Origin of the sequence: Saccharopolyspora sp. (assembly GCF_017434145.1) — a bacterium.
Classification (GTDB): domain Bacteria; phylum Actinomycetota; class Actinomycetes; order Mycobacteriales; family Pseudonocardiaceae; genus Saccharopolyspora_C; species Saccharopolyspora_C galaxeae.
In genome coordinates this window covers 1-2,069 of sequence record NZ_JAFRFW010000457.1, presented here as the reverse complement: position 1 = coordinate 2,069, position 2,069 = coordinate 1, and the positions used below count along the sequence as shown (strand labels likewise).

Below are 2,069 nucleotides of genomic sequence, written 5' to 3'. Positions count from 1 at the left end.
GGGCTTTGACCAGGTAGTGCGGCATCAGCAGACCGCCGTCGGCGCCCGCGTCGACAGCACGCTCGGCGAACTGCCGCGCCAGCGCCCAGCCGTAGCCGACACCGGCCAGCACCGGCACCCGGCCGTCGGCGACCTCGACCGCGGTGCGCAGCAGCGCGGAGTACTCGTCGAGGGTCAGCGAGAAGAACTCACCGGTGCCGCAGGCCACGAAGGCCGCTGCGGGGTCGGCTTCGAGCTGGCCCGCGAAGTACTCCCGGAAGGCGCCGAGGTCGAGTTCGCCGTCGGCGGTGAAGGGGGTCAGCGGGAAGCAGAGCACCCCGGCGCGCATCCGCGCGTCGAGATGCGCGACGAAGCGGGCGGTGTCGGGAGGCGGATCCGAAGTCGCGGTCATGACCACTCATCTTCATATGTAGATGCCGGTTTCTTATGTAGATGACATTAGAAACCGGCATCCCCCGTGTCAACGCCTCCCGCGGTCGCGCACCGGCGCGGCGCACCGTTTAGTCCTCAGTGGACAGAACGGGGCGGCCCGGAACGGCTCAGCGCTTCCGGAAGCGCGCCAGCCATGCCGGGACTTCGATGCGGTCCCCGTCGCGGACACCCATCACGCGGGCCGGTTCCCCGTAGGCGATTCCGGCGTAGCGGCTCGGCTGCACGTAGTCCACATCCCAGCCATCGGCGAACGCATCGCGGATCTCGTCCTGGCGCACGCTCGGACCGAATTCCGCATTGGCCTCGCCCAGCGCGAGCACGTGGGCAACAGCGCCCGGCAGGCAGACCCGGTGCAGCGACCGCGCGTACCGACGCTGATCCGCCGGCCCGAAAACGTGGAACAGGGCGCTGTCGACGACGGTGTCGAAACGCGGCTCCGGCGGCAGTTCCAGTGCGTTCGCGAGCTCGAAGCGCGGCGTGCAGCCCGCTTCGGCCGCCTTCGCCCGCGCCCGCTCCAGCGCGTTCGCCGCCGTGTCGACGCCGACCACTTCGTAGCCGAGCAGCGCGAGATGTATCGCGTGCTCTCCCGTCCCGCAACCGGCGTCGAGTATGGTGCCGCCGAACGCGCCGGAGCGCGCCAGTTCGGCCACGACGGGCTGTGGTTCGCCGATCACCCAGGGCGGATCGCCCTCGGCGTAGCCGCGATCGAACTGCTCAGGCGGGATAGTTCGCTCCATGTCGCTCCTCGGCCAGGTGCGGAACGGGTGGCCGGCCGGCCGCCCGCCGGTGGGCACCGGACCGCCCGGACAGGGCGGATCGAGTCCGCGGCGACCCGGTGCCCACCGCCGACGACGCTAGAACTTTCAGTTCGCTCGAAGTCAACGACGCGATCCTGCCGCGAAACCCGGATCTCCGCCTGCCGCGCCCAGCTACCGCTGCGAATTTTCCCCTGACAGCAAGAAATACGGAGTACACGTGTGCGCACCACCCACCCGGATCGTCGTCACCGGCGGGCCGGGAGCCGGCAAGACCACGCTGCTCGACGCGCTCGCCGCGGCCGGTCATGCATGCTCGGCCGAGGCCGGTCGCGGCATCATCCGGGACCAGGCCGCTCTCGGCGGCCCCGGACTGCCGTGGCGTGATCGGGAGTTGTTCGCCGAGTTGATGCTGTGCTGGGAAATGCGTTCCCACCGCATGGCAACCGGAATCACGTTCTTCGACCGCGGATTGCCCGACATCATCGGCTACCTGCGCGTCGAAGGACTTGCCGTGCCCGCGCACGTGCACGCCGCGGCGCGAGAATTCCGCTATGCCGCAAGGGTTTTCCTCGCCCCGCCGTGGCCGGCGATATACCGCACCGACGACGAGCGCAAGCAACCGGCCGAACTGGCCGAGCGGACCTGCGAGGCGGTCGCCGATGCCTACGCCGAGCACGGCTACGAGCTGGTGGAACTGCCGCGCCTGCCGGTTGCCGAGCGGGCACGGTTCGTGCTCGACTCGGTCGAGCAGTGACCATTGCAATGGTAATCAGGGTTCTGCTTTGCTGGTCGCAGTCGACCCGCAGGGCGGAGGAGTCCACGATGGCCGAACACCTGATGCTCGTCGTCAGCAACGCCAAACCGGACCGCGAGCAGGAG

General features: G+C 69.4%; 3 protein-coding genes. 1 reads left to right on the top strand and 2 read right to left on the bottom strand.

Translation table 11 applies throughout. From position 1 onward, the window contains the following. Both IJH84_RS12655 and IJH84_RS12650 read right to left on the bottom strand, forming a co-directional pair. Positions 1 to 391: dihydrodipicolinate synthase family protein (locus tag IJH84_RS12655; RefSeq protein WP_295144403.1), on the bottom strand; the 391-nt coding region annotated here is incomplete at its 3' end. A gap of 148 nt (positions 392 to 539) precedes the next feature. Next, entirely contained in the window at positions 540 to 1,226 is a 687-nt protein-coding gene (locus IJH84_RS12650; RefSeq protein WP_367269015.1) for a class I SAM-dependent methyltransferase, read from the bottom strand. 181 nt (positions 1,227 to 1,407) lie between these two features. Here IJH84_RS12650 and IJH84_RS12645 point away from each other — a divergent pair, with 181 nt between their 5' ends. Continuing rightward, complete coding sequence (locus IJH84_RS12645) at positions 1,408 to 1,944, top strand: AAA family ATPase (protein ID WP_295144400.1); 537 nt, start codon at positions 1,408 to 1,410, stop codon at positions 1,942 to 1,944. The last annotated feature ends 125 nt before the right edge of the window (positions 1,945 to 2,069 follow it).